Source organism: Pseudomonas sp. MYb327, from assembly GCF_040438925.1.
Lineage (GTDB): Bacteria > Pseudomonadota > Gammaproteobacteria > Pseudomonadales > Pseudomonadaceae > Aquipseudomonas.
The window spans coordinates 5,978,599-6,003,885 of record NZ_CP159258.1 but is presented as its reverse complement, the minus strand read 5'-3'; the positions used below and the strand labels follow the sequence as shown (position 1 = coordinate 6,003,885).

Here is a 25,287-nt window from a genome sequence, read left to right as displayed (position 1 = left end):
CTTGCAATTGCGTAAGGCAGGTGCTGCCCAGGAAGTTCAGGGTGCGCGATTGTACGCAAGGCACGAGCGCCTTGCAATAGGCCGTCTATCGCGCCTTGACAGGCCCGGACGTGGGTCCTAGCATGCCGCGCAACCCTTCTGGAGCGACTGTCGCTGATGCAACCCCAAGCTTTCTACCGCGCGGTGGCGGACGATTTTAGCGCCGTCGACGGCATCATCAAGAAGCAGCTGACTTCCCGAGTGCCGCTGGTATCGAAAATCGGCGATTACATTACCTCGGCCGGCGGCAAACGCCTGCGTCCTTTATTAGTGCTGCTCTGTGGCAAGGCCCTGGGCCGCGAAGGGGATGACCTGCGACTTTTGGCCGCGACCATCGAATTCCTGCACACCGCAACCCTGCTGCATGACGACGTTGTCGACATGTCCGGCATGCGTCGTGGCCGCTCGACCGCCAATGCCATGTGGGGCAACGCCCCTAGCGTACTGGTAGGCGATTTCCTGTATTCGCGGTCTTTCGAAATGATGGTCGAACTGGGCTCCATGCCAGTGATGAAAATCCTCTCGCAAGCCACGCGCATCATCGCCGAAGGCGAGGTGTTGCAGCTGTCGAAGGTTCGTGACGCCAGCACCACCGAAGAAACCTACATGGAAGTCATCCGCGGCAAGACTGCGATGCTCTTCGAAGCCTCGACCCACAGTGCCGCGGCCCTGTGCGAAGCCACGCCGGACCAGGCTGAAGCCCTGCGCACGTTTGGCGATCACCTGGGCGTGGCCTTCCAACTGGTCGACGACTTGCTCGATTACAAAGGCGACGCCGAGACCCTGGGCAAGAACGTCGGTGACGATCTGGCCGAGGGCAAACCGACCCTGCCGCTGATCTACACCATGCGCGAAGGCACGCCGGAACAGGCCGCCCTGGTGCGCAAGGCGATCCAGAAAGGCGGCATCGAGGACCTGGAAAGCATTCGCGAAGCCGTGGAAGCCTCGGGTTCGCTGGACTACACCGCGCAACTGGCCCGCGATTACGTGGCCCGTGCGATCAAATGCCTCGAAGCGCTGCCAGCCAGCGAGTATCGCGATGCATTGGTCGAATTGAGTGAATTCGCGGTCGCCCGTACGCACTGATACACCCTTTGTAGGAGCCGGGTTGCTGGCGATCGCATCACCCCGGTATTCCTGACACACCGGGTTGCATGCATCGCCAGCAAGCCGGCTCCTACAGACAACACGGCGGCGTCCTGACACACCGAGGCGCATGCATGCCAGCAAGCCGGCTCCTACAGTCCCACCTCCCCGCTCTAAAACCCTATATAATGTGCGCTTTTTAGCGATCCTGAATCCAAGGAGCCTTAGTGAGCACGTTGCCACCCTGCCCGAAATGCAATTCCGAATACACCTACGAAGACGGCACCCAGCTGATCTGCCCGGAGTGCGCCAACGAATGGTCCGCCAGCGGCGAAGCCGAAGCAGCGTCCGATGACACGGTGAAAAAGGATTCGGTGGGCAACGTCCTGCAAGACGGCGACACCATCACCGTGATCAAGGACCTCAAGGTCAAAGGCACGTCGCTGGTGGTCAAGGTCGGCACCAAGGTCAAGAACATCCGCTTGTGCGATGGCGATCACGACATCGACTGCAAGATCGATGGCATCGGCCCGATGAAGCTCAAATCCGAGTTCGTCAGAAAAGTCTGATTCCGCTGTATTCCATCCCGTGCCGTGGCGCGGGATGGTGCGTCACCCTCTCCCGCCTCTCCCAACAAATCCTCGCGACAGCCAAGCGCCAGTCGTTTTGACCTTACGCAACCTTTACCCAGAAAAAAACCCGATCCGCCAATAGGGCCTTGCTATTTGATGAATAAGAATTATTCTCATTGAAACCCAAATCAATGGAAATGAGACATGACTTATTTGATCGACGCCTGGCTGGACCGCCCACACCCGTATCTCAGGATCCTTCATCGGGAAACCGGAGAAGTCTGTGCGGTGCTTGAGGAGGAAGCCTTGAACGAGTTGCAGGACCAGGGTGATCTGGACGTCAACGGCTTGAGTTCCTGCGAGCCGGTGGTGCTCAAGGAATTGGTGCGAAATCTGTTTCTGTTCTGCTATGCCCGGGCGTTGCGCCCATCGCATGAATTGCATCACAAGATCGAAATATGAGTCACGCAAAACCTGTAGGAGCCGGCTTGCTGGCGATTGCATCACCGCGATGCAACTGAAACACCGAGATGCTTGGATCGCCCGCAAGCTGGCTCCTACAGGCCGACGGCATTACAGAACGTCGAGCAGCTCGACGTCGAACACCAGTACGCTGTGCGGCGGAATGCTGCCAACGCCTTGAGCGCCGTAAGCCAGTTCGCTCGGCACGTACAGACGCCATTTGCTGCCGGCATTCATCAGTTGCAGGGCTTCGGTCCAGCCGGCGATCACGCCGCCAACCGGGAATTCTGCAGGCTCGCCACGCTCGTAGGAGCTGTCGAACACAGTGCCGTCGATCAGGGTGCCGTGGTAGTGAGTACGCACGGTGTCTTCGCGGGATGGCTTGGCGCCTTCACCGGCAGTCAGCACTTCGAATTGCAGGCCGGAAGCCAGGGTGGTGATGCCGTCACGCTTGGCGTTTTCAGCCAGGAAAGCCAGGCCAGCGCCAGCGGCTGCTTCAGCCTTGGCTGCCGCTTCGGCCTGCATGATTTCGCGGATAACCTTGAAGCTGGCGGACATTTCTTCCTGACCCACACGGCTTGGCTTACCGGCGAAAGCGTCGGTCAGACCGGCCAGGATCGCATCCAGGCTCACGCCAGGTGGCGGGTTGTCGCGCAGTTGGTCGCCCAGCTGACGGCCAATACCGTAGCTGACGCGGGTTTCGTCGGTGGACAGATTTACTTCGGACATGACACTGCTCCGCTGTGCGGACGGCCCGGGAACTTGCCGTGCGTGCACAGCGCGTCCCGGAGCGCCCGGAACCAAAAGGGCCAGCAGACTAGCACAGATGCCATGGTGTTGATGAGGGCCGGTCAGACCAGTCGTGTAGAACGGATGTCGATCGGCACCTTCAGACTTTCTTCGATGCTGCCTAGCCCGCACATTTCGTCATGCACCAGGGTGTGCACAAGGTTGAAGTTCAGCTTGGGAAAGGAGCGAAGGACATCGCGGGCATGCTCAACCGATCGCAGACTCATGGTGTCGCCATGCGCATCGTTCAACGGATACGCCGCGCCATGCATCCGCGCCTCAAGCAGATAAATCCCGCCTTCCATCGAGATCAGGTTCAGCTCGTCGACCTTCCCGGCGACGGCATAGGCATTCAACTCTTGCAGGTTCATGAACGCACCTCACACAGTGGCGAGCCAAGACCCTTACAGGGATATGCCTCGACGCAGCAAAGTACAACCCGCAAACGGTGCCGCCCGTCTGTTTTGAGCAATTCCACTGTGGTGAGCTTGCTCACGCCGGGTTGTGTTGCAGCCCCATAAAAAGGGGATCGCTGTGCAATCCAGCGGGAGCAAGCTCCCTCGCCACAGGACATGCCTGGCTTTAGTGCTTGGTGAGCTTATCCAGGTAGCCCATGGCGAAGGCAGATACCACAAAGGTCATGTGAATGATCACGTACCACTTCAAATGCTCGGGATCTACGTTCTTGGCGTCCATGAAGATCCGCAGCAGATGAATCGAGGAAATCGCCACGATGGAGGCCGCCACTTTCATCTTCAACGAAGAAGAGTCCATGGTGCCCAGCCAGTTGAGCTTTTCCTTGTTGTCGTCGATGTCCAATTGCGAAACGAAGTTTTCGTAGCCGGAAATCATCACCATCACCAGCAAGCCACCCACCAGCGCCATGTCGATCAACGACAGCAGCACCAGGATCAAGTCTGATTCGGCCATCGAAAAGACGTTAGGGATGACATGGAAAACTTCCTGGAAGAATTTCAGTGCCAACGCCAGCAGGCCAAGGGACAAGCCGAAGTAAATCGGCGCCAGCAGCCAGCGGGAGGCATACATTGCGTTTTCGATAAAGCGTTCCATTGAATCTCACACGTGGTCTGAAAATGGCCGCGAGTATAACAGCCGCCTGGCTGTAGCCAGAAGCAGACAGAAACCGTTGGGAAATCCGCAACCTGCGCCTATGTATCAAAGTTTTTCTGCTAGTGTCCAAACCATTGACAGCACAATGACATCGGACAGGAAGACTGGAAATGGATGTGCGATTACCTTTAACCAGTGTCGGAATCAGCCTGATGCTGCTGATGAACGCCTGCTCACCCAGCGATGAGAAGCGCCAGGACAGCCTGGAAGAAAGGACTGCGCAGTTCGAGAAATCTCTGGATGCGATCCAGGATCCGAAACTCAAGGATGCCGTGTCCGAGCTTGGCGGTTCACTGTTGTTACTGGAACGCGCGCAACTCAGGCTCGACAGCAAACCTATGGTCACCGAATACGGCGAAGATGCCCTTGCCGTGCTCAAGCACTACCCTTCGCCACAGGCGCTGGTCGACACCTACATCAACGGCCTGTTTGTGCTGCACAAAGAATCCAGTTCCGATTACCTGACCGACTTGCAACCGGTGTTTCCCTTCAACTTCAGCATCCCGGCGGCATTTCTTTTTCCCCATGGTCTGGAATGGCAATCAGTGACCTTGAGCAACAAACGCGTCATCGCCTTTCAGCCGGAATGGTCGGAAACCGATCCCGGCATTCAGCTGAGTCCGTCGAGTTCCAACCTGACTAACCCCGATGACCTGACCGTGGCCTACCCGTTTATCGAAGGCCTCGATGTCGACATCAAGAACCAGCCGCAACCGGTGAGCCTGCAAGGCAAGGTGGAAGTCATTGCGCCGCGCCGGCTCTACAGTTTCGACCTGACGAAAAAGGACGTTGACCAGACACGCACCAACGACAATCTCAGCGTCAAACTGCTGAAACTGACCAACAACTACGCTGAAATCGAGTTCAACAACAGCGCGCCGCTAGCGCCAGAGATCGGGGAAATACCGCTGAATCCACTGATCGTCCAGGCCAAGGACGTAACGGGGCAATTCCTCACACGCTCGGGATCGATTAACGAAACCGCCGAGCAAATTGCCTTCTATCAGCGGCAACTGGAGAAAATGCAGCAACAGAAGACCTTGAGCGAAGCCTTCGAAAAGCAGCTCGATGAAGAACACCGCAACTTCGAGAAACAACAAACCCACCGTTACTCGAAAGTGTATTTCAACGGGCCGATCGAAACCCTCGAAGTCAGCCTGCTGGATTTTTCCGCCGCGACAGTCACGCGCAAGGACCTGGATTTGCCAGTCCGACGCTTCGACCGCATTACCACGGCGAAAACCATCCAGCCATTGAATCTGCCGGTGGTGGTGTATGACGACCAGGCCCCGACCTGGCTCAAGGGCGCGACACTGACCGAGGAACAACTGAAGAAAGGTGTCAGCATCACCCAATCGGTAGATGACCCCAGCGCTGCGCGCGTCGAGTTCAGTCACCTCAGGACATTCAACGATGAACTGCTCGGAACGTCCTTCAGCCCCGGCGATAGCCCGGTCAGCTTCTTCACCGAAGACGGTAACGGTAAACGCGACGAGCCGATCGAGTTGCCGCCGGAGGCGTATGAAGTCGATCCCCTGCGCGGCACCATTACCTATGACCTGAACCTGTTTCCGGAAACGCCGGCTTATGTGGTGGGCTCCATTCCATTGTTCCTGGCCACGGTCGACAAAAAAGCCCTCGACGCCCATCAACTGCCCAAAGGCCTGGAGCTCAAAGGCAATGCACTGGTGGTGGATCTGAAAGTGTTTCCCGATCAGGACTGGCGTTTCTTCGCCAAGGACGACAGCGGTAACTACCTCAAGGAAATCCTCGCCGTGACCCATCAGGCGAGCACGGAAGGCCCGGCATTATTCGCCGTGCACTATTTCTACGGGCAACCCACTCGCCTGGAAAGCTATCAGCGAACTGACCTCACCACCGTGCAATATGGTTTTGAGGTCAAGCTCGACAAGCCGGACATGTCCAACGTGACCCAGTAGCGCTGTCAGTGGTCGGGCCGGAACTCGAATCCATTGACGCTGCGGCAACGACCTCCGTTGATTTCCCGCAGTTGGGCTTGCAGGTGCAAGCACCAGATCTGCGGATCATCGGCCAATTCATAGCCATGCAGAGTCAGGCTTTCAACGATGGTGTCGAGGATGGATTCAGCTACGAAAGGGCCATGAAACGGGCCTTGGGCTTTGACGGCTGAGGGTTGTTCGCCGGCCATTCCGGCGGCGAAAAGCAGCGTCCACATGCCTTTATCTCCAGCCAGTGGACGGACGGCGCATTCGATACGGGTCACAAGACCCAGGCATTGTCGGGTGAGGCAGAGGTTGCGCGACATGGCGGCGACCCTCGGTAGATCCGGTATTCAACCTCCACGGGAAGGCTGTCTCGATCCAGTGATTACTGTCGATATCCCTGAGCAGAGAATAGAAGAAAAGTCTGACTAGCACGTCAAGGAAGACCAGAAGGCGCCGAATGGTCACTGTGTGAAGTTTGGCGCCAGAGTTGTGGCACTTTTCTGGATTTCACGCGATAAAACTGTAGGAGCAAGCTTGCTCGCGATGGTGACCTGTCATTCAACATCTTCGTTGAATGTATAGGCCTCATCGCGAGCAAGCTTGCGCCTACACCTCAGGTTGGGGTCAGGCTGGCTTGGCTTCCACCAGCGCTTCGACCGCCATCTCCTTTTCGGCTTCTTTCAGATCTTCCTCGCTGATCATTTCCGCAATCACCCGCAGGCGTTCCACCACCCGCGCGTTCACGCTGCCTTCAGGGAACTCACCGTTCTCATCCGGCTCACCGGCCTGTTCGCCGACCAACAGACTCAAGGCCTCATCGGCCTGACGTACCGCGTAAACGTGGAACTGCCCGGCGCGCACGGCGGCCAGCACTTTCTCGTCAAGCATCAGCGTGGCGACGTTGGCTTGCGGAATGATCGCACCCTGTTCACCGGTCAGCCCGCGGGCTTCGCAGAGACGGAAGAACCCTTCGATTTTCTCGTTTACTCCGCCTACCGCCTGCACTTCACCGAACTGGTTGATGGAACCTGTGATCGCAAAGCACTGCTTGAGCGGGGTTTTCGACAGCGCCGAAATCAGCGTGCAGGCCTCGCCCAGCGACGCACTGTCGCCATCGACGTAACCGTAAGACTGCTCCAGGGCGATACTCGCGGAAATCGCCAGCGGGAATTCCTGGGCGTAACGACTGCCCAGATAACCGGTGAGGATCATCACGCCTTTGGAGTGAATCGGCTGACCGAGGTTAACTTCACGCTCGATATCGACAATTCCGCTGCCGCCCGGATACACCGTGGCGGAAATCCGCGCCGGTACACCGAAGGCCGAGTCGCCGACTTCCAGCACCGTCAAGCCGTTGCATTTGCCAACCGCAGCGCCATCGGTGTCGATCAGGATGATCCCGGCCAGCATGTCATCGAGAATCCGCGCCGAAACACGCCCGGTGCGGGTGGCCTTGGCCTTGAGCGCACGTTCGATGTGCCCGGCGTCGGTCATTTCGTCACCGGCCAGGTGGCGAATGAAATCCGCCTCGCTGACCAGTTGAAACAGATCACCGATGCGTGCTGACAAACGCCCCTGGTGCTCGGCCAGACGCGCGCTGTAGGTCGCCAGTCGCGCCACCGCATCGGCGGTCAGCGGCGCCATGCCTTCCTCGGATGTACGGGTTTTCAGCAACTGGGCGAACTGCTCCAGGCTCTCGTCGACCATCGGGATGTCTTCATCGAAATCCACCAGGACGCGGAACATCTCCTGGAAGTCCGGATCGAGGTCTTGCAACGTGTAGTAGAGCGAACGTGCGCCGATGATCACGACTTTGACCTGCAACGGAATGTGCTGCGGAGTCAGGGTCACAGTGGCAAAACGGCCCATCTCTCCGAGAGGCGATTCCATTTTCAGTTTGCGCGATTGCAGAGCGCGTTTCAGCGCGTCCCACACGAACGGCTCGCTGAGCATTTTTTCCGCTTCGAGGATCAGGAAACCGCCGTTGGCCCGGTGCAGTGCTCCCGGTCGCAGCTGCCGATAGGTGGTGTACAGCGCGCCTTGGTCAGTGCTGTATTCGATGCGACCGAACAGATTTTCGTAGGTGGGATGCGGTTCAAACACCACGGGCGCACCGCCACTGGCCGAATGACCGACCACCAGGCTCGGCGCATATTGTTCTTCCAGCAATTTGCGGGCGACGGCGTCAGTTTTGCTGTCGTCGACCAGTTGCTCGACCACGGTCTTGAGCAAATACACCTGCATCGCTTGCAGGTAACCGCATACCGCGGCGTTCTCGGCGTATTTTTCCGACAACGGCGACAGCAACGGCTGCAAGGCCAGGGTGATGGTTTCTTCGTTGAGGTGGCGCAGTTGATTGCTCGACTCACGTTTCCATTGCGGCAGGCTCGCCAGTTCTTCGTTCAGGCGTTCTTCGAGGTTGGAAATATCCTCGTGAAAGCGCTCGCGCTCGGCTTCCGGCAATTGGGCGAATTCCGCCTCGTCCAGCGCCTTGCCTTCGAGCATCGGAGTGAAAGCGATGTTGCTGCTGTCACGGTAGAGCGCGACGTCTTTTTCCAGCGCCAGGCGCTCAATCACGTCCAGCGCCTTGTCGTAGCGCTGATTGAACGCGCGGTCGATGGCGCTTTTCTTTTGTTGGTAGGACGGGTGTTCGAACACCGCTGGAAAGGTTGCCAGCAGGTTGTCGATCAGGCCGTTGATGTCACCGATGAAGGCACCGGCGGTGCCCGATGGCAATTCCAGTGCGCGAGGTTCGCGGGGCTCATCGAAATTATTGACGTAGACCCAGTCCGCCGGGGTCTGCAGGCGCTTGCCTTCGGCCTTCAAGTAGCGCTTGACGAACGAAAACCGGCCGGTGCCGGGCTCACCCATGACAAATACGTTGTAACCAGGGCGTGGCATGGCCACACCGAACTGCAAGGCTTCGACAGCACGTTCCTGGCCAAGCACACCGCGAAAGGGCTCCAGATCATTGGTGGTAGAGAAGCTGAACTGTTCAGCGGAAAACGGACGAGTCAGCGCTTCAGGCGCTAGACGCAAGCTGGCAGCAACAGGATCAGGCATCGGGCTTCCTTACATCAGGCGGGGCAGATAGCGGCATTCTGGCGCTGCCCATACCTGACTTGCAAGGCGCGCCTCAAGGCAAAGCATAGACAAACCACCAGCCCCAGGCGGGCCGGGGCCAAATCAACGTTTTAGTTGAATGTTTTGCAAAAAATCACGGAACCCCCGGATCGTGCCTAAACTCCAAACTGCGCGGCTGGACTAATAACCGGCCCAACTGGCGTCAGACAGGCGCCAGCACCCCTTGTCCATTGGTATGCACACAAAGAGAACAAAGCTATGAAACGGATTCTTCTCGGTACTCTCTTCACCGCTGTATCCATCAACGCCATGGCTCAGGCGCCAGGCGGCCCGGATTGCGGTTGGGGCAACATGCTGTTCGAAGGTCAGCGTGGTACTCCGGCTCACTTCCTGGCATCCACCACCAACGGTACTTCCGGCAACGCGACTTTCGGTATGACTTCCGGCACCAACGGTTGCTCGACCAATGCGTCGCTGACCTATGGCGGCAAATCCTGGTTTGCCATGAATGGCATGATGAACGAGCTGTCCGAAGACATGGCTAAAGGTCAGGGCGAAGCGCTGACCACCTACGCCGTGGTACTGGGCGTGGCGCCGGAAGACCGTGCGCACTTCGCCGCTGTCACTCACGAGCACTTCCAGCAGATCTTCAGCAAGGCTGACGTGACCGCGGAAGATGTGCATACCAACACCCTGGCCGTTCTGAAAAGCGATCCACGTCTGGCCAAGTACGCGACTCAAGCATAAGCTCGACCCGCCCGCTTCTCTTTGGGAAGCGGGTTTTTATTTTTTGGACTTTCGGCCATATCGTCCAACTGTAGGAGCCGGCTTGCTGGCGATCGCGTCAACACGGTTGTCCAGATACACCGCAGTGCAGCCATCGCCAGCAAGCCGGCCTACAGACGACGTTTTTCCGTATCGGGTCTTAATTTTTTTCGACTTAAGTTGCCACCCTATGCTCAAACGCCTTGCCTGGCTGGCGCTCTGTGTCTGCGCCCCGCTGTCCGCCGCGTCACATCTCGACCCTCAACGTTTGCAGCAACTGGCCAACGACCCTTTCTGGATTTCCCTGGGCCATTACGAAACCGCCAAGCTGGGTGGCTGGCGCAGCTATGTCAGCGACAAGAAATTCTTCCTCGCCGCCGATGGCAACGAACACCCGGACCATGAACTGGCGGCCACCGTACAAGCGTTGTACGCCCCGGCCAGTTCTGGCGAACAGCATGCGCAATGCGTCTACCCGGCCCGCACCCGATGGCTGAAGACTCAGCTCAACCTGACCGATTTGCCGGCGGTGGATTGCGCCGAGTTCAAGCAATGGTTCAAGGATGTCTCACCCCACAGCGCGGTGATGATCTTTCCGGCGGCCTATTTGAACAGCCCGTCATCGATGTTCGGCCACACTTTGTTGCGCATCGATCAGGCTGACGTGCAAAGCGACAAGACTTCGCTGCTCAGTTACGCCATCAACTTTGGCGCCTACATCGAAGGCTCCGACAACAGCATCCTTTACGCGTGGAAAGGCTTGATGGGCGGCTATCCCGGCCTGTTTGCGCTGGTGCCGTATCAGGAAAAACTCTCGGAGTACCGCAGCCTCGAAAACCGCGATCTATGGGAATACCGCCTGAACCTGACCCAGCAAGAAACCGCGCGCATGGTCGAGCACGTCTGGGAGCTGAAACAGATCCAGTTCGACTATTTCTTCTTTGATGAAAACTGCTCTTATCGTTTGCTGGAGTTACTCCAAGTAGCGCGTCCAAGCCTGCGCCTGACCGAGCAATTCCCGCTCACCGCCATTCCTACCGACACGGTCAAAGCCGTGAAAGAGGCCGGGCTGGTGGAATCCATCCAGTACCGCCCTTCCCGCGAGCGCGAACTGCTGAGCCGCGCCGAGCCGTTAACCGACGAAGAACAGCAATGGGTGCTGAAAGTCAGCGCCGACCAGAAGCAACTGCAAACGCCGGCATTCAAGTCTCAACCTCGCGATCGCCAAGCCTTGATTATCGATGCGGCCTATCGCCTGGAACGCTATCGCGCCAATGGTCAGGAACGTGATCCGCAACGGGCGCAGCGCAGTTTCGAATTGCTGCGGGCGATCAACCAGAACCCGGCGCCGGAACTCGAAATCCCGCAACCCGGCCTGCCGGAAGATGGTCACGAATCGCGCACCTGGCAGGCCGGCCTCGGTACCCGTGGCGATCGCGCGTTTGGCGAATACGGCCTGCGCATGGCCTACCACGACCTCAACGACAACTCGGAAAGTTTTCCGCTCGGCGCGCAGATCGAGATCCTCCAATTGAAGTTGCGCCAGTACGAAGGTAACGATTGGCAAGTGCAGCAACTGGACCTGGCGACCATCCGCTCACTGACCCCGCGCAATGAGCTGCTGCAACCGCTGTCGTGGCAGGTCACCGGCGGTCTGGAGCGGGTGCCGGGCAAGCATGACGACGAAAACCTGGTCAGCCACGTCAATGGCGGTGGTGGCGGCACCTGGCAATTGGCGGACGACATGCTTGGGTTTGCCTTGGGCACCGTGCGCGTCGAGCACAATAACGACTTCGCCGAATTCATATCGCCGGCGGCGGGTTTCAACACCGGCCTGCTGTGGAAAAACCCGCTGGGCAATATGAGCCTGGAGGCAAAAGGTGATTTCTTTACCAATGGTGAGGTGCGCCGTAGCTTCAGCCTCAATCAACAGTGGGAATTGTCGCGCAATCTCGGTTTACGCCTGAGCGCCCAGCGCGAATTCAATCATATGGCCACGCCCGAAAATGAAGTGATGCTTGAGGTGAAGTGGTATCACTATTGATCCCTGCAGGAGCCGCGAAAGGCAGCCTATCGCTGGCAATAGGTCGCTTTCAGACATCCAACGCAACCAAATGCCTGCAACCATGGCCAAAGCCCTATAACGGGAGAAAACCATGAGTCGCGCCTTCGTCAACGAAGATAACGCCGCCGCGCAAGCCGATCAGCCAGTCGAACGGCAGGTCAGCGCGCAGCCCAATTACGTCACGCCCACGGGCCTCGCCCAATTACAGGCGAAGGTCGCCGAATTGCAGAACTTGCTGGGAGAACTGAGCGCACCCGGAGACTTGGCCAACAAGCAGAGAGAGGCTGACCTTCAGCGCGACTTGAGGTATTTCAATCAGCGCCTGCAAAGCGCTCAACGGGTGCCGCCTGCCAACTCAACGGAAAAAGTGCAGATCGGCAGTCGAGTGACGTTTGCCGACGAACAGGACAAAGAACAGACCGTGCAGTTGGTCGGTGAAGATCAGGCCGACGCACCGGCCGGCCTGATCAACTGGGGATCACCGCTGGGCCGGGCGTTGCTCGGGGCGCAACTCGGTGATGAGGTGCTGTGGCAACGCCCGGCTGGCGATCAGATGATAGAAATTATCCGCATCGAACCGGCTTAAACCACACCCTGGGCGAGCATGGCGTCGGCGACTTTGACGAAGCCGGCGATGTTCGCGCCTTTTACGTAATTGACCTGACCGTTCTCTTCGCCGTAGTGCACGCAAGCGTGGTGGATCGACTGCATGATCGCGTGGAGTTTGCTGTCCACTTCGCCACCGGTCCATGACAAGCGCATCGCGTTCTGCGACATCTCCAACCCGCTCACCGCGACACCGCCGGCATTGGACGCCTTGCCCGGCGCGAACAAAATGCCCGCTTCGATAAACAGGTCCACTGCCTCAAGCGTGGTCGGCATGTTCGCGCCTTCCGCCACACAGATGCAGCCATTGCGCAGCAATGCGCGAGCGGCGTCGGCATCCAGTTCATTTTGCGTGGCGCATGGCAATGCGATGTCGCAGCTCAATCCCCAAGGGTGTTGTCCGGCGCGGAACTCCAGACCAAAACGGCCAGCCAGTTCGCTGATGCGCCCGCGCTGGACGTTTTTCAGTTCCAGCACTGCCTGCCATTGCGCCTCGGTCAAACCGCTCTCGCAGTACAGAGTACCTTCGGAGTCGGACAGGGAAATCACTTTGCCGCCCAGGTCCATGACCTTGCGCGCGGCATATTGTGCGACGTTGCCCGAGCCGGAAATCGCCACGCGTTTGCCTTCGACGGCCTCACCGCGACGCTTGAGCATTTCCTCGGCGAAATACACGCAGCCGAAACCGGTCGCTTCCGGGCGAATCAGGCTGCCGCCATAGCTTGGACCTTTGCCGGTCAGCACGCTGGTGAACTGGTTGCTCAGGCGCTTGTACTGACCGAACAGGAAACCGATTTCACGGGCGCCGACACCGATATCACCGGCCGGCACATCAACGTCGGCGCCGATGTGGCGATACAACTCACTCATGAAGGCCTGGCAGAAGCGCATGACTTCCGCATCGCTTTTGCCTTTAGGATCGAAGTCGGAACCGCCCTTGCCACCGCCCATCGGCAACGACGTCAGCGAGTTCTTGAAGGTCTGCTCGAAGGCCAGGAACTTCAGCACGCCCAGGTTCACCGAAGGATGGAAGCGCAACCCGCCCTTGTACGGGCCGATGGCGCTGTTCATCTGGATGCGGAAGCCGCGATTGACCTGCACCTTGCCATGATCATCGACCCAGGAAACCCGAAACACGATCGCCCGCTCCGGTTCGCAAATACGCTCCAGGATGCCGGAAGTCAGATAGTGCGGATTGGCTTCCAGAAAGGGCCACAGGCTGCGCAGGACTTCTTCGACAGCCTGGTGAAATTCGGGTTGATCCGGGTCGCGTTTTTTCAGGCGAGCAAGGAAGGATTCGACGGATTCGATCATGGAAATGTCTCGGCAAATTTATTGTCGTTGGGAGAGATTGGGCCGGACTGTAACAAACGGGGCGCGCACAAGAACAGAGCAGAATGTCGCCTTTATGAAATTAAATGGTGCACAGGATATAAAATATCGAGGAAATCACGAAAAATCGCATCCAATTAGTGCCACCAAAAGAACTCTGCGCACCACGATGGTTTCGCTTGATTGAGCCCTCGTTTCAACGGACGAGTGCTCAAACCGCCTATCAAGCACTCCGCTAAAGTGTCATCGCCAGCAACGCACATAAAACCAATACCTGAGCAGCCACTCCGAGCGTTTCAAGATCCAGGTAAGTAGGAGCCAAACGAATATCACTGTCATAGGGATCCCGCCCGCTCGGGTGGGTGGCCCCCGCCGGGGTCAACGCGACACCCGCCTGGAGAGCGAGCTCCACCGTCCTGCGTGCACACCCTTGGGGTAATTCCAAACTGACGAAATATCCCCCTCTTGGCTTGGTCCATTTCACCTGAGCAACACCTTCAAATCCGTTTGATAACTCCGACTCAAGCCTGTCGAATTTGGGTGCGAGCAGATGACGATGTTTTTTCATATGCGCCAACAGACCCTCGCTGCTACGAAAAAACATCAGGTGGCGCAGCTGATTGACTTTATCCGGACCGATAGTCCGACACTTACGATGGTTTAACCACCATGCGAGATTTTTCGGGGACGAGCCAAAAAACGCCAACCCCGCCCCGGGGAGAACAACCTTCGAGGTCGATGCAAAAATAATAAATCGATCAGGATTACCCCCTTCTTCACATAGACGTGAAAGGGGTTGATTCGGGACCTCTTCATCCGTGAGATGGTGAACCGCATAAGCATTGTCCCAGAACAGCATGAAATCCGTTGCGGCAGTTGGCATCCTTGCAAGCCGTGTCAGTGTTTCACCAGAGTAAATGGCACCCGATGGATTGCTGTACTTGGGTACACACCACATACCTTTAATCGCCGGATCCGAAGCCACCAAATGCTCAACCACATCCATGTCCGGGCCAGTGTCGAGCATAGGGACAGTCAACATTTCGATGTTGTATTCAGCGCACATCGCAAAATGACGGTCGTAGCCTGGCACCGGGCAAAGAAACTTAATCGCCGGCTCCTCCCTCCACGGACGCTCACTGCTACAGAATCCATGACTGAACGCATAACCGAGCGTCTCGTGCATTAAGGCAAGGCTGGAGTTTTCCCCCACAGCAATCTGCTCTGCAGGCAGCCCCAGTAAAACGTCCGCGACTAACTCCCGGGTCTCTGACAAACCTTGGAGACAACCATAATTGCGCCAATCCACAGCGTCGACAGAAACAAAACCGGATGCTCCTGGTAAAAACAAATAGGGGTTCGCCAGATCCAATTGCTCTGGGGATGGCAACCCACGAGTCATATTAATATCAAGTGCGCTCTCCACTACCCGCGAAAAGCAAAACTCAAGTTGTTGGCGAGTTAGCTCGCCAGGCCTGACTCCAAAGCCTGCGAATACATTCATCTGCAAACCCTTAATTTTTCAAGAGCAAAGTGCTCAATCAAAGAAAATACAAAGCAACCGCATAAATCGACGAACAACAAACCAACGACTTGATAACGCTACGCGTATAAGCAGCAACAAAAAACGAGATAAAAACAATCGACAACTTTACCAATTGAACACCTTCGAAGTGCCCCAGCCAATTCTGAAACATCACATCTCCGAAGGCTATTGAGTAAATGATCCCTCCCATCACCGCGCAGGCTGCGTAACTCAAAAACACATAAAGATCACCGTCGCCTTTAATTTTGTACTTTCGAAAAACCAAAACAGGTAGGAATCTCAAGAAGTACGAAACACTTGCGGCAACCAGTATTATCATCCAGTTACTCATGAATTTTTACCACTCCGTCGTTCGGCAAAAAGAAATATGCCCCCCAACACCAGAGGAATAACAAAAACCTGATACCCTCCTAACCAGGCTCCTACCACAGGTGTAGCAACAAAGCCGATAGCGGTAGCCAGAACGGGTCGCCACTTAGGCCAAGTCGTTCCGACGAGTGCAGTAAAATGGATAGGCAATATCATCGCAATCACTGCATAAGCCATTACACCTAAATCAGCACGTATGAGATGCCCCATCATTGTTGCGAAAACCGCCACTCCCAAACTGGCGATGCCAGCACCCAAATAATACCTATAACTATCAAAAGTACTGTCTTTCGCAGAGTTGGCAAGTGTAAAAGTCGATACTGATAACAGCTGAACTGACCACATCATTTTCAACAACGGCACTGACTTGAATTGCTCACACAGTACCGATGACATAATCATGAATCTAAAATTCACCAATAGCGTAATCATGATTAACGTACCAACGCTTACACCCCCTTCTGACTGCCCAATAAATACTTGTAACGGCGCGGCATGCACAGAAAGCGTCATGATGACTGACTGAGGGAGGGAATAACCCGCCGACGCCAAAAGAACACCAATGGAAAAAAACATGAATAAAAAGGCCAGACAAACCGGAAGCGAGTCGATACAGCCTTTTAAAAAGTCACTACTACCAAGGCGAAACTGTTTTCGCATAGCACTCACTGAGGCTACCTCTTATCAATGGGGAGCTCGCACGAAACCCTTGAAATCAGGCCACCTGCAATCAGGCGACCTAAAACATAAGATATTTATCAGGCGACTTTATCGGGGAGGCCGTGCACCCCGTTCAGATAGGCAATACTCTCTGACAGCGTACTTCCCCGGGTCTCGAAACCTACCAGACCTCGCCATTCATGTTTGAGTATTGATTTGACAAGACCGGGGTAATCCAACGACCCCCTGCCCAGTGGAAAGTGGGAGTCACGCTCTCCTTTATTATCACTGAAGGACATCCCTACCACATGTTGGTGTAATCGTTCGAAAACCTTGACCGGGTCACCCTCATTGACATGGGCATGCGACACATCGAAGAAAAATTTCAAACCAGGCACATTACCAAGCACTTCTGCATATTCTTCTTCGTTGACACATATGTAGTAAAACGGGTGAAATTTTGTATAGTTGCTCAGATTCTCCAGCCATATTTCGACATTTCGCCCCCGCGCGTAATCTACAAGTTCTCCAAGGTTATCAATCAATGAATTCAATCCTGATCGACGAGCTTCAATGACCAAACGAGGCTCTACGATTCCACCACCATGAACGATGACCGGCGCACCTCCCAAAGCGGAACTCAAATCAACTTCGCGCTTTATATATTCAAGCGCGGCGCCACTCATTTCACGCACATCACTACCAAGTGGCGCTTTGAAATTACCGTGATAAACGGGCTTAACACCTACTTTGGAAATTGTTTCTCGCATTGCCTTGATTCGGTTTTCTGACCAATCGGCTGGTCGCTCTCCGGGTAGACTGCCATCGATATACCAATGACTGTAGCCTTGTTTCGCAGCTTCCTGGATTCCGAGCTCAGCGGTAAGATAATTTTGCTGTGCAGTAGCAATAATATATTCAGGCCACTGCCCCACAAACGTTCCGCTCGTATTATTCGTCAACTTCAAATTCCTTTCTTATTTTTTCTGCGATCAGTATTACTCGATACAAGCAGCAATAACCAAAAGAGAAAACATCACAGACTTAAAACACCATCGCACCATAACCTACTAGCTATAATTTTAAACCGGCCAATCATTTCAGAATTTGAAAACAACATGACAACAATCGTTCACGACTAGAGCCCCGCACTTACCAATAGCGCTGCCAAACCCCATACAACAGGCACCGTCAGCCCAGACAAGCCACTCAACACATTCAATAACAAATAATTCCCGGCAACACTTTTAGACTCCAACCCATTTCAAAAAACCAGGTTTTCCTCACACACCTCTCTCATCTTATTTCTACTGCAGAAACATCATCTCAATTTCAAGGCAAAAAAAAATCCGACGCCTTCTCAGGCATCGGATTCAATTTTCAAACGAACTGTATCAAACACTACATCTTTACGGTTTGGGCCCAAAAGCCTTCCCGCTCAAACTGCCACCCGATATCAGGCCAGTTTTTTGTGCCGTACGCGATGCGGCTGGGCCGCTGCTTCGCCGAGGCGTTTCTTGCGATCGGCTTCGTACTCGGTGTAGTTGCCTTCGAAGAACACCGCTTGCGAATCGTCTTCGTACGCCAGGATGTGCGTTGCCACGCGGTCCAGGAACCACCGATCGTGAGAGATCACAATGGCGGCGCCCGGGAAGTCCAGCAGGGCTTCTTCCAGGGAGCGCAGGGTCTCAACGTCGAGGTCGTTGGACGGTTCGTCGAGCAGCAGGACGTTGCCGCCCTCTTTCAGGGTCAGGGCCAGGTGCAAGCGACCGCGCTCACCACCGGACAGGTCCTTGACGAACTTCTGCTGATCGCCGCCCTTGAAGTTGAAGCGACCGACGTAGGTTCGCGACGGGATCTCGTAGTTGCCGATGCGGATCTGGTCGGAACCGTCGGAGATCTGCTGGAACACAGTCTTGCTGCCGTCCAGGTCTTCGCGGCTCTGATCCACACAGGCCAGTTGCACGGTTTCGCCGACTTCGATGCTGCCCGAATCCGGTGTCTCCTTGCCCATTAGCATGCGGAACAGCGTCGACTTACCGGCACCGTTGCCGCCGATCACGCCGACGATGGCGCCTTTAGGCATGGAGAACGACAGGTTGTCGATCAACACGCGATCGCCGTAGCCCTTGGTGACGTTCTTGAATTCGATGACCTTGTCGCCCAGGCGCGGACCGGCCGGGATGTAGATCTCGTTGGTTTCGCTGCGCTTCTGGAATTCCTGCGATTGCATTTCTTCGAAGCGTTGCAGACGAGCCTTGGATTTCGACTGGCGGGCCTTGGCGCCTTTGCGCACCCATTCCAGTTCTTCTTTCATGGCCTTTTCGTGAGCCGACTGCTGTTTGGATTCGGCAGCCAGACGATCGGACTTGGCTTCCAGCCAACCCGAATAGTTGCCCTCGTAAGGAATGCCCGCGCCGCGGTCGAGTTCGAGGATCCAGCCAGCAACGTTGTCCAGGAAGTAACGGTCGTGCGTGATCGCTACTACGGTGCCCGGGAAATCGTGCAGGAAATGCTCCAGCCAGGCGACGGAATCGGCGTCCAGGTGGTTGGTGGGTTCGTCGAGCAGCAGCATGTCCGGAGCGGACAGCAGCAGGCGGCACAGGGCTACACGACGTTTTTCACCACCGGACAGGACTTCGACCTTGGCATCCCAGGCCGGAAGACGCAGCGCATCGGCGGCGACTTCCAGTTGGCGATCCAGGTTGTGACCGTCGCTGGCTTGCAGGATGGCTTCGAGCTTGGCCTGTTCAGCAGCCAGTTTGTCGAAGTCGGCATCTTCGTCAGCGTAAGCCGCGTAGACCTCGTCCAGGCGTGCCTGGGCGTTCTTGATCACGCTGACCGCTTCCTCGACCACTTCACGCACGGTCTTGGTCGGATCAAGTTGTGGCTCTTGCGGCAGATAACCGATGTTCAACTCCGGCATCGGACGGGCCTCGCCCTCGAACTCGGTGTCGACGCCGGCCATGATTTTCAGCAGCGTGGATTTACCCGAACCGTTGAGGCCGAGCACGCCGATCTTGGCGCCAGGGAAGAAGGACAAGGAGATGTTTTTCAGGATTTCCCGCTTCGGCGGCACAACTTTGCCCAGCCGATGCATGGTGAATACGTATTGAGCCATGGAGAACCTAGGGTCAGTGACAGATGAATGATTAGGGCGCAGGCGATGCCTGGCCAGGCCGTGCGCGTCGCCCGATTGAAAGCTACCAATGTGTGCGCGCTGGAAAAGCCTGATTCTAGGAGCTGGAACGCTCCCGCGTAACCGGCAAAGCTACCTGAATGACGGAAGGCCGTCCAGCCGAGCGGGGCTGGCACTTTGCCACAACTCAAGGCATGCTAGCCGCCCTTCGGGCGTCCGGCTTATAGTGCACGTCGCGCCAGTCCAGCCAAACCGCAGGATTAAAGTTTGTCCAACGTCCCTTCGTCCCTGACTTCCAGTGCACCGACTGCGGCGCCCGGTTCACCCTTGCGTGGAACATTGAAAGGCGGGTTGGCGGCGCTCGTGCTTTTGCTGCTCGCCCTGCTGTTCTGGCAGTTGCTCGATCAGTTGCGCGAAACCCAGAAAAACCAGCGCCAGTACACCATCGACTACACCGCCGACCTGGCCGCGCAAGTCAGCCTGAACATGGCGCTGAACGCCCGGATCGCCCTTAACCTGCTACCGATCGTCGAACAGCCACAGAGTGACGACGAACAGCAGGAGCTATTGCGCAAGCTGCAAAAATCCTTGCCCGACCTGCTCAGCCTGGCATTGCTCAGCCCCTCTGGAGTAATCCTCACGGACAGCGCGGCCAATAGCGATGACGCCGATTACCTCAGCCAACTGGTCCGACGCAGCCGTGGTCAGGCCCACTATTACAGCAACGCCATCGACGGTTCGTTGGTGACTCTGCTATTGCATCAAGCCAGTGGCAGCACCCGTGGCTATTGGGTCTTGCGCCTCAAGCCAACGTACTTCTCATCACTGACCAACCTCAACGAAGCCGGAATTCGTCCGCTCTGGCTGGTGGAAAATCGCCTCAACCATCAGATCATCAGCCGCGATGCGACGCTGCCTAAGGTCAACCCGGGGACGTTGACCCAGGACGATCTGGCCAACAGCGTGCTGACCGTTCCACTCAGCAGCAGCGACTGGCAACTGCGCGGGTTGTTCGATCGCCAGCGCGTGCTCGAAGAACTGCTGCCAGCCTTCATTGGCAAGTGTCTGCTGGGCCTGGCCTTCTCCATGCTGCCGTTCATCGCCCTGTTGAACATGCGCCGCCGCCAGCGCCAGCTGCATGAAGGTCGCCGACGGTATCAGGAGATTTTCGAAGGCACCGGCGTGGCCCTGTGCGTCCTCGACCTATCCGGCCTGAAGGGTCTCTTCGACAAGGCCCAATTACACAATAACGAGCAACTGCAAGCATGGCTGGAAGACCCGGAACAACGCCGCCAGTTACTGCAGGAGTTGCGCATTACCGAAGTCAATCAGGTCGCGCTGCAACTGCTCAACGTCAATACCTCGGCTCAGGCCTGGACACTGCTGATCGACGGCAACCCGCTGGACGGCAGCGCCATCGGCAATCAAGTGCTCGAAGCGGTGCTCAACCAACAGAAAAAACTCGAGTTGGAAATCAAGCTGCAGGACGCCATTGGCCGCGACCAGCATCTGTGGCTGGTGCTACGCCTGCCGGAAAGCCTCGAGGGCTTTAACGCGGTCATCCTCAGCATCACCGACATCACCAGCCGCAAACTCACTGAGTTGTCGCTGCTGGAGCGCGAGGGATTCTGGTCCGACGTCGTGCGTACCGTGCCGGATCACCTGTACGTACAGGACGTCATCAGTCAGCGCATGATCTTCAGCAACCACCACCTGGGCCAGACGCTGGGCTATAGCCGTACCGAACTGCAGCAGATGGGCGAGTACTTCTGGGAAATCCTCCTGCACCCCGAAGACGCCGACTATTACCACCGCTCGCGCCAGGTCCAACGGCAAGCCGGTTACCGTCAGCTAATGCAATGTCAGCTGCGCTTTCGTCATCGGGACGGCGAATGGCGTCGCTTCGAGATTCGCGAACAGGCGCTGGCACGGGACAAGCACGATCAGGTAACGCGGATAATCGGTGTGGCCAAGGACATCACCGACCAGATCGAGGCCAGTGAATCCCTGCGTGACAGCGAACAGCGCTACCGAATGCTCGCCGAAAGCATCAGCGACGTGATCTTCTCCACCGACAGCCGCTTGTCACTCAACTACGTCAGCCCATCGGTGCAAGCGGTGCTGGGTTACGACGCCGAGTGGATTTTCCAGAACGGCTGGCAATCGACCATCGCCAATCCGCAACAGCTGAGCGGCATCTATGATCTGATGGAACGGGTCGGCAAAGCGCTGGATCAACCTGATCAACTGGCGTCGTTGCGCAGTCAGGTGCAGACCCAACTGTATTTGTTCGATTGTCTGCGGGCCGATGGGCGCAAAATTCCCATCGAACTACGGCTGGTACTGGTGTGGGACGAACACGATGCCTTCGAAGGTGTGCTGGGGGTCGGTCGCGACATCAGCCAGCAGCGCCGGGCCGAAAAAGATTTGCGCATGGCCGCCACGGTATTTGAACACTCGACCTCGGCGATCCTGATCACCGACCCGGCAGGCTATATCGTCCAGGCTAACGAAGCGTTCAGCCGTGTCAGCGGTTATGCGGTGGAACAGGTGCTCGACCAGTTGCCGAACATGTTGACCGTCGACGAGCAGCAGGAAGCCCATTTGCGTTATGTGCTCAAGCAATTGAATCAGCACAGCACCTGGGAGGGCGAAGTGTGGCTCAAGCGCCGCAATGGCGAGCATTACCCGGCCTGGGTCGGGATTACCGCAGTGCTGGATGATGAGGGCGACCTGGCCAGTTACGTGTGCTTCTTCAGCGACATCAGTGAACGTAAGGCCAGTGAGCAGCGGATTCACCGCCTCGCCTACTACGACGCCCTGACGCACCTGCCCAACCGGACGCTGTTCCAGGATCGCCTGCACACCGCGCTGCAATTGGCCGAACGGCAGAAGTCGTGGGTGGTGCTGATGTTCCTCGACCTCGACCGCTTCAAGCCGATTAACGACTCCCTGGGTCACGCCGCCGGTGATCGCATGCTCAAGGAAATGGCTACGCGCCTGCTCGGTTGCGTCGACGATGAAGACACCGTGGCGCGCATGGGCGGCGATGAGTTCACCTTGCTCCTGCAACCGCGGGCCAACCGTGAAATCGCCTTGAACCGGGCGATTCATGTGGCGGAACAGATTCTTGCCAGCCTGGTGAAACCGTTCGTCCTTGAGGGCCGCGAGTTCTTCGTCACCGCCAGTATCGGCATCGCGCTGAGCCCGCAGGACGGCGATGAACTCAGCCAGTTGATGAAGAACGCCGACACCGCGATGTACCACGCCAAGGAGCGCGGCAAGAACAACTTCCAGTTCTACCAGGCGGACATGAACGCCAGCGCCCTGGAGCGCCTGGAACTGGAAAGCGACTTGCGCCACGCTCTGGAGCAGAACGAATTCGTGCTGTTTTACCAACCGCAGTTCAGCGGCGACGGCAAACGTTTGACCGGTGCCGAAGCCTTGCTGCGCTGGAGTCATCCTCGACGCGGCCTGGTGCCGCCCGGGGATTTCATCCCGGTGCTTGAAGAGCTGGGGCTTGTGGTGGATGTCGGCGACTGGGTGATCAGCCAGGCGTGCCGTCAGCTCAAGAGCTGGCATCAGGCCAAGGTGCGGGTGCCAAAGGTGTCGGTGAATATTTCCGCCCGGCAATTCTCCGACGGTCACCTCGGCATGCGCATCGCCACCATTCTCAAGGAAACCGGCCTGCCGCCAGCGTGCCTGGAGCTGGAGCTGACCGAAAGTATCCTGATGCGCGAAGTCAGCGAGGCAATGCAGATCCTCGACGGCCTGAAAAACCTTGGTTTGAGCATTGCGGTCGACGACTTCGGCACCGGCTATTCATCGCTCAACTACCTCAAGCAGTTCCCGATTGACGTGCTGAAAATCGACCGCACCTTCGTCGATGGCCTGCCATCGGGTGAACAGGATGCGCAGATTGCCCGGGCGATCATCGCCATGGCCCACAGCCTCAACCTTGCGGTGATCGCCGAGGGCGTGGAAACCCACGAGCAGCTGGATTTCCTGAGGGAACACGGTTGCGACGAGGTTCAGGGCTACCTGTTCGGCCGACCGATGCCAGCCAGCAAGTTTGAAGAGCAGTTCAGCAATGATGCGCTCTTCATGTTCGACTAACGCGCAACCATTGTGGCGAGGGAGCTAGCGCCCTCGCCACATTCACCGCTGATCCCGTCATGAAGCCCACTTGTCTGCGACATGATGCCGTTTCATATGCCATCTAAAACCCGTTGGGTTAGAATGCCCCCCTTTTCTGCCCCCGATCCTTGAGGACCGCCATGTTCAGCCGTGATTTGACTATTGCCAAGTACGACGCCGATCTCTTTGCCGCCATGGAGCAAGAAGCTCAGCGCCAGGAAGAGCACATTGAGCTGATCGCTTCGGAAAACTACACCAGCCCTGCGGTGATGGAAGCTCAAGGCTCGGTACTGACCAACAAATACGCCGAAGGCTACCCGGGCAAGCGCTACTACGGTGGTTGCGAGTACGTTGACGTCGTTGAACAACTGGCCATCGACCGCGCCAAAGAACTGTTCGGCGCCGATTACGCCAACGTTCAACCGCACGCTGGCTCCCAGGCCAACGCTGCTGTTTACCTGGCCCTGCTGTCGGCTGGCGACACCATCCTGGGCATGAGCCTGGCCCACGGCGGTCACCTGACCCACGGCGCCAGCGTGTCGTCCTCGGGCAAACTGTACAACGCCATCCAGTACGGCATCGACGCTAACGGCCTGATCGACTACGACGAAGTCGAGCGCCTGGCTGTTGAGCACAAGCCGAAAATGATCGTGGCCGGTTTCTCTGCCTACTCGCAGATCCTCGACTTCCCGCGCTTCCGCGAAATCGCCGACAAGGTTGGCGCTTACCTGTTCGTCGACATGGCCCACGTGGCCGGTCTGGTCGCCGCTGGCGTCTACCCGAACCCGGTTCCATTCGCTGACGTCGTGACCACCACCACTCACAAGACCCTGCGCGGTCCACGTGGCGGCCTGATTCTGGCTCGCGCCAACGCCGACATCGAGAAGAAGCTGAACTCTGCGGTATTCCCTGGCGCCCAGGGCGGCCCGCTGGAGCACGTGATCGCTGCCAAGGCGATCTGCTTCAAGGAAGCGCTGCAGCCTGAGTTCAAGGCTTACCAGCAACAAGTGGTGAAAAACGCCAAGGCCATGGCCGGCGTGTTCATCGAGCGCGGTTTCGACGTGGTTTCCGGCGGTACTGAAAACCACCTGTTCCTGCTATCGCTGATCAAGCAGGAAATCTCCGGTAAAGACGCCGACGCCGCTCTGGGCAAAGCGTTCATCACCGTGAACAAGAACTCCGTGCCAAACGACCCACGCTCCCCGTTCGTCACCTCCGGCCTGCGTTTCGGCACTCCGGCTGTGACCACTCGCGGCTTCAAGGAAGCAGAGTGCAAGGAACTGGCCGGCTGGATCTGCGACATCTTGGCTGACCTGAACAACGAAGCGGTGATCGACGCCGTTCGTGAGAAGGTCAAGGCTATCTGCAAGAAGCTGCCGGTGTACGGCGCTTAATCAGCCCGCTAAACCGCAGTAAAAAAACCGGCACTTGTGCCGGTTTTTTTATGCTCATGATTTCAATATCAAATACAAAGATTAATAGCCAAGCGCATTCAAACAATCATTATTTTTTTGCAACACACTCAAACAGCCAAACCA

General features: G+C 56.9%; 20 protein-coding genes. 9 read left to right on the top strand and 11 right to left on the bottom strand.

The annotated features are described in order from the left end of the window. Positions 1-156 precede the first annotated feature (156 nt). The 3 genes from ABVN21_RS27180 to ABVN21_RS27170 all read left to right on the top strand — a co-directional run bounded on the left by ABVN21_RS27180 (position 157) and on the right by ABVN21_RS27170 (position 2,159). Entirely contained in the window at positions 157-1,125 is a 969-nt protein-coding gene (locus tag ABVN21_RS27180; protein WP_339555053.1) for a polyprenyl synthetase family protein, read from the top strand. A 227-nt stretch (positions 1,126-1,352) separates the two neighbouring features. Next, a complete protein-coding gene (locus ABVN21_RS27175) occupies positions 1,353-1,694 on the top strand; it encodes a zinc ribbon domain-containing protein YjdM (protein WP_339555052.1) in 342 nt (113 codons plus the stop codon). 207 nt (positions 1,695-1,901) lie between these two features. Further along, positions 1,902-2,159, top strand: a complete 258-nt coding sequence (locus ABVN21_RS27170) for a hypothetical protein (protein ID WP_339555051.1) — start codon at positions 1,902-1,904, stop codon at positions 2,157-2,159. Between the two features lie 111 nt (positions 2,160-2,270). Here ABVN21_RS27170 and ABVN21_RS27165 read toward each other — a convergent pair whose 3' ends face one another. The 3 genes from ABVN21_RS27165 to ABVN21_RS27155 all read right to left on the bottom strand — a co-directional run bounded on the left by ABVN21_RS27165 (position 2,271) and on the right by ABVN21_RS27155 (position 4,019). After that, positions 2,271-2,888: an FKBP-type peptidyl-prolyl cis-trans isomerase gene (locus ABVN21_RS27165; RefSeq protein ID WP_034148221.1), complete on the bottom strand. Its 618-nt coding sequence runs from the start codon at positions 2,886-2,888 to the stop codon at positions 2,271-2,273. A gap of 122 nt (positions 2,889-3,010) precedes the next feature. Then, a complete protein-coding gene (locus ABVN21_RS27160) occupies positions 3,011-3,319 on the bottom strand; it encodes a DUF6482 family protein (RefSeq protein ID WP_339555050.1) in 309 nt (102 codons plus the stop codon). Positions 3,320-3,530: 211 nt separating this feature from the next. Continuing rightward, positions 3,531-4,019 (bottom strand): TIGR00645 family protein, encoded by a 489-nt coding sequence (locus ABVN21_RS27155; RefSeq protein WP_034148219.1) that lies wholly within the window; start codon positions 4,017-4,019, stop codon positions 3,531-3,533. 170 nt (positions 4,020-4,189) lie between these two features. Here ABVN21_RS27155 and ABVN21_RS27150 point away from each other — a divergent pair, with 170 nt between their 5' ends. Then, positions 4,190-6,019 (top strand): hypothetical protein, encoded by a 1,830-nt coding sequence (locus ABVN21_RS27150; protein WP_339555049.1) that lies wholly within the window; start codon positions 4,190-4,192, stop codon positions 6,017-6,019. Between the two features lie 5 nt (positions 6,020-6,024). Here the strand turns inward: ABVN21_RS27150 and ABVN21_RS27145 are convergent, their stop codons facing one another. Together ABVN21_RS27145 and ABVN21_RS27140 are read right to left on the bottom strand one after the other, a co-directional pair. Beyond that, a complete protein-coding gene (locus tag ABVN21_RS27145; RefSeq protein ID WP_339555048.1) occupies positions 6,025-6,366 on the bottom strand; it encodes a hypothetical protein in 342 nt (113 codons plus the stop codon). A 304-nt stretch (positions 6,367-6,670) separates the two neighbouring features. Next, positions 6,671-9,109 carry an ATP-binding protein gene (locus ABVN21_RS27140; RefSeq protein ID WP_339555047.1) on the bottom strand — a complete coding sequence of 813 codons (2,439 nt, stop codon included), beginning with the start codon at positions 9,107-9,109 and terminating at the stop codon, positions 6,671-6,673. Between the two features lie 279 nt (positions 9,110-9,388). On the opposite strand from ABVN21_RS27140, the gene ABVN21_RS27135 reads away from it, so the two are divergent. The 3 genes from ABVN21_RS27135 to ABVN21_RS27125 all read left to right on the top strand — a co-directional run bounded on the left by ABVN21_RS27135 (position 9,389) and on the right by ABVN21_RS27125 (position 12,546). Then, complete coding sequence (locus ABVN21_RS27135; protein ID WP_020798660.1) at positions 9,389-9,877, top strand: DUF3015 domain-containing protein; 489 nt, start codon at positions 9,389-9,391, stop codon at positions 9,875-9,877. Between the two features lie 208 nt (positions 9,878-10,085). Further along, entirely contained in the window at positions 10,086-11,939 is a 1,854-nt protein-coding gene (locus tag ABVN21_RS27130) for a DUF4105 domain-containing protein (RefSeq protein WP_339555046.1), read from the top strand. A gap of 112 nt (positions 11,940-12,051) precedes the next feature. Further along, entirely contained in the window at positions 12,052-12,546 is a 495-nt protein-coding gene (locus ABVN21_RS27125) for a GreA/GreB family elongation factor (RefSeq protein ID WP_339555045.1), read from the top strand. Here ABVN21_RS27125 and gdhA read toward each other — a convergent pair. The 6 genes from gdhA to ettA all read right to left on the bottom strand — a co-directional run bounded on the left by gdhA (position 12,543) and on the right by ettA (position 19,594). Continuing rightward, a complete protein-coding gene (gene gdhA / locus ABVN21_RS27120; protein WP_339555044.1) occupies positions 12,543-13,880 on the bottom strand; it encodes an NADP-specific glutamate dehydrogenase in 1,338 nt (445 codons plus the stop codon). The genes ABVN21_RS27125 and gdhA overlap by 4 nt on opposite strands. Before the next feature lie 253 nt (positions 13,881-14,133). Next, positions 14,134-15,402, bottom strand: coding sequence for an aminotransferase class I/II-fold pyridoxal phosphate-dependent enzyme (locus ABVN21_RS27115; RefSeq protein WP_339555043.1), 1,269 nt, complete (start codon positions 15,400-15,402; stop codon positions 14,134-14,136). Between the two features lie 37 nt (positions 15,403-15,439). Next, on the bottom strand, positions 15,440-15,775 hold the full coding sequence (locus ABVN21_RS27110; RefSeq protein WP_339555042.1) for an AzlD domain-containing protein: 336 nt from the start codon (positions 15,773-15,775) through the stop codon (positions 15,440-15,442). Further along, positions 15,772-16,473: an AzlC family ABC transporter permease gene (locus ABVN21_RS27105; RefSeq protein ID WP_339555109.1), complete on the bottom strand. Its 702-nt coding sequence runs from the start codon at positions 16,471-16,473 to the stop codon at positions 15,772-15,774. Before ABVN21_RS27105 ends, ABVN21_RS27110 begins: the two co-directional genes overlap by 4 nt. 98 nt (positions 16,474-16,571) lie before the next feature. After that, entirely contained in the window at positions 16,572-17,435 is an 864-nt protein-coding gene (locus ABVN21_RS27100) for a sugar phosphate isomerase/epimerase family protein (RefSeq protein ID WP_339555041.1), read from the bottom strand. 494 nt (positions 17,436-17,929) lie between these two features. Continuing rightward, on the bottom strand, positions 17,930-19,594 hold the full coding sequence (ettA, locus tag ABVN21_RS27095; RefSeq protein ID WP_339555040.1) for an energy-dependent translational throttle protein EttA: 1,665 nt from the start codon (positions 19,592-19,594) through the stop codon (positions 17,930-17,932). A gap of 285 nt (positions 19,595-19,879) precedes the next feature. On the opposite strand from ettA, the gene ABVN21_RS27090 reads away from it, so the two are divergent. Continuing rightward, positions 19,880-23,728, top strand: coding sequence for an EAL domain-containing protein (locus tag ABVN21_RS27090; protein ID WP_339555039.1), 3,849 nt, complete (start codon positions 19,880-19,882; stop codon positions 23,726-23,728). A 161-nt stretch (positions 23,729-23,889) separates the two neighbouring features. Next, a complete protein-coding gene (gene glyA, locus ABVN21_RS27085; RefSeq protein ID WP_339555038.1) occupies positions 23,890-25,143 on the top strand; it encodes a serine hydroxymethyltransferase in 1,254 nt (417 codons plus the stop codon). Positions 25,144-25,287 lie beyond the last annotated feature (144 nt).